We start from the raw sequence: 3,168 nt of genomic DNA, 5'->3' as shown, positions 1-3,168 counted from the left end.
CTCAGCAGGGGCAAAACCCCTGAACTCAATCGTTCGTTTTATTCGTTTTGTTCGATTCTTTCGTTTTGCTGTTGTCGAGTGTTACAATTGCTGTATGGCTACCCAATATGCTCTTTCACGAACCCTGCACTCCTCGGAGTCGGGGGATACTTTTCTTCCTGACCAGGAAGAACTCGATTCTCTACAGCAACTTGCTTCTGTGCTGACCCAGGCTACTGAGGAGGATTCATATTTCCTGGTCGATGAAAAGACTCAGGCGAAGAACCGTTTGCCGCGTGACCTGTATAAAATCCTACTGAAGGCCATTATTGCTCTGTCTGAGGGGCGCGCGATTAGTGTGACCCCGTTATCGACGCGCTTGACGACCCAGCAGGCCGCAGATTTTCTGGGGATTTCCCGCCCTACCCTTGTGCGTCTGCTTGACAAGGGTGAGATACCTTACAGTCGTCCGCGTCGCCACCGCCGGGTCCTTCTGGCAGACCTTTTGGAGTACAACGAACGCCAGCAGTATCGGGCCGCGAAAGCGTTGGACGAAATCATGGCTGACACGGCACGGATGGGGTTTTATGATGAAGAATTCGCTCGCCCTGACCGGCTCGCCCAGCCAGACGAACCTGCCTCCCGCGCTCGCCCAGACAAATCTGTTGACACTGTCCGCCCCGCACAAACTACTCAATCCTGATGTTCAGCGCCGTTCTTGATACTAGTGTTCTTTATCCTTCGCTGTTGCGCGATGTGTTGCTTGAGCTGGCTTGGGAAAAGGTTTACCGCCCGGTGTGGTCAGACCGTATCTTACAAGAGCTTGATGCTGTCATTCGCCGTAGGCACTCCCACCAGACGGACATGGACGTTGACAGTTACATAACACGGCTGATTTCCCGTATGAACAAAGCGTTCCCTGACGCTCTCACCGCTGACGTGCGGGAACTCGAACTGGACCTTCCCGATCCTAAAGACGTTCACGTGGTAGCATGCGCTGAAGCGGGCCATGCCGAGGCCATCATTACCCGGAATCTCAAAGATTTTCCGCCTGCTGCCCTCCCGCAAGACATTCGTGCAATCCCACCTGACGCTTTCCTTCTGGATTCGCTAGACATGAATCCGCAACTGTTCGCTCAAGCGCTGGGTGCCATCGCCTCTCGCAGCGGTCGGCACGGACTGCCTATCTCCGCGTTTAATGACCTCGTCGTCCACCTGGATCGGAAGTGGTGTCCCGGTCTGCGCTTGACCCTCAGTGAACACGGATTCTAGAATAAGCACCCTCTCGATAAGCCCGGTGACGGGTTCGTCCGTCTCAGATTGCCCGAGGTTTTGAGGGGCTGGGTGGGTGGATGCTCCGGTGTTTGGGATTTATAGGGGGAGAATAGCTGGGTAGCTGCCAATAATGGCAGCTACCCAGCTATTCTCCACTTTTAGGCACACTCCTGCCGGGTATCCCCCCCTCAAAAAACCTCCCCTGATTCGCTACAGCCTTTGCGGATGTCGACCCAAAATCCTCGTTTGCCCGCAACTAGGTGTCGGCCCAGGAATCCCCGCGTGCTTATTGAAGGCAGTAGGTTGTATCTGGATCGCCTTGGCTACCAAGCATCACCACGCTCCCGGCAGCGATGAGCTTCCCGAGCGCGTATCGGGCCTGACCCTCGCTGAGTCCCGTAACAGAACGTATGGTGTTTAGGGTTTGCGGACCGCCTGACAGTGAGGCAAGGATAGCGGGACCGTGCTTGGTGCTTGTTTGGATGGGAGCGGCGGGTGTGGTCGGAATCGGTTCCATAGACCTCAAGAGTGGTTGCATCGGGGCTGGTCGCGGGGGGCTGGGGGTGAGTCGCATGAGGACGTGGAGTTCTATTCCCTGGTCGATAAACCGGGGCCGGGGCAGGCCACAGGCTTCAAGGACTTGGATGGCTTCGCGGATGCCACCGCCTTCACCCTCGATTACGCGCGCTCCGTCAGGAGTGCGGACGTTTTTCAAGATTTCGTAAAGCATCGGGTTGACCGCGCTTTTACCGCCTGGTTTACCCAGACGCTCGGCAGTCACGCCCCATAAACCGCCCGGGCTGGTCACCGATAACACACTCCCACGGATGCGAATCTCGACCCGCTTGGAATCAGTTATGGGTGCCAGCGAACGGTGCACCAGGGCGTTAGCGATGATTTCACGAGCCGCAGCGAGTGGGAATGTGGGCAGGTCGCGGGCATGACCATGCTGGTCATAGACCAGGGCTTTACTGGTATTGCGCTCCACCCAAGCAAGAGATTGTTCAAGGAGTTCCGGAACCGGGCCAGTAAAATGCGACAAATCCATGACGCGCGGCATCGAGACCGTTCGCGCGACTTCACCCAAGGACGTGCCTGCGGTCGTGTTTGATCCACGCTCTGAGTCAACCACCTGAACCGCAGCGGTCACCCCCAGGCTCGGCGTGACCGCTTGGGGCATCTTGCCCAGCGCATAAAGACCACCAAGCGTGGCTTCGCCACCAGGAGTCAGAACCCCAGAATAAACCAGCCGCTCAGTGCGTGACATCTCATGAAAACGCCGAGAGGCCAGTGACAGCGCTTCATCGTAGGCCGCGACCAAGGACACATCCAAATCCGTCAGGGATGTTCCCGGGACACTAAACCGGTCGGGATGCAACGGTTCGAAACCCTGTGTCTTCAGAAGTTCGACATGCTGCAGTTCCTGGGGACTCATCGGGTATTCGCCGTCTGCCTGACGCAAATATGCCACACCCTTATAGAAAGCAGGGCGGGACGCGAGTTCTAGCCCGCGCACCGTTGCGACAAGGATGGTCTTGCTGCCGATTTTTAGCGTCTGGAAATCGAGCTGCGGAGGCGGCTTGATATGGTCGCGAGCCTGAGCGGCTATGCTTTGTTCCAGCTTCGCGATACGCGAAGGAGCAATCCCCAACACTTTGAAATCCAGGTTTTCCGAAACGCCAATGATAATCGTGCCCCCATCAGGCATATTAGCAAAAGCGCACAAGGTCTGTCCCAGACCAGGAATGCCATTAGCACCCGTTTTCACTTCAACATCGTAAGAATCCCCACCACGTTCCCGCAGTTCATCAAGCACTTTTACAAGAGTTCCAGAGTCCAGCACTCTTTAAGTATAAGACTTAAAGAGTTTAAGTGTAAGAGCAGGTGCGAGAGCTGGGGAACAGGACAGATTTA

The 3,168-nt window shown here is 56.0% G+C and carries 3 protein-coding genes; 2 read left to right on the top strand and 1 reads right to left on the bottom strand.

Going from position 1 to position 3,168, the window contains the following annotated elements; translation table 11 throughout:
- Positions 1 to 94 precede the first annotated feature (94 nt).
- Positions 95 to 682, top strand: coding sequence for a helix-turn-helix domain-containing protein (locus HMPREF0577_RS00745; protein WP_004011723.1), 588 nt, complete (start codon positions 95 to 97; stop codon positions 680 to 682).
- Complete coding sequence (locus HMPREF0577_RS00740; protein ID WP_004011722.1) at positions 682 to 1,251, top strand: PIN domain-containing protein; 570 nt, start codon at positions 682 to 684, stop codon at positions 1,249 to 1,251. The genes HMPREF0577_RS00745 and HMPREF0577_RS00740 overlap by 1 nt, the downstream gene beginning before the upstream one ends.
- A gap of 289 nt (positions 1,252 to 1,540) precedes the next feature.
- Here the strand turns inward: HMPREF0577_RS00740 and HMPREF0577_RS00735 are convergent, their stop codons facing one another.
- On the bottom strand, positions 1,541 to 3,097 hold the full coding sequence (locus HMPREF0577_RS00735; RefSeq protein ID WP_004011721.1) for an RNA-binding domain-containing protein: 1,557 nt from the start codon (positions 3,095 to 3,097) through the stop codon (positions 1,541 to 1,543).
- Between the last annotated feature and the right edge of the window lie 71 nt (positions 3,098 to 3,168).

It is taken from the genome of Mobiluncus mulieris ATCC 35243 (genome assembly GCF_000160615.1).
Taxonomy (GTDB): Bacteria; Actinomycetota; Actinomycetes; order Actinomycetales; family Actinomycetaceae; genus Mobiluncus; species Mobiluncus mulieris.
Note: the sequence above shows the minus strand (reverse complement) of the source record. Positions and strands in the feature narration are given on the sequence as shown.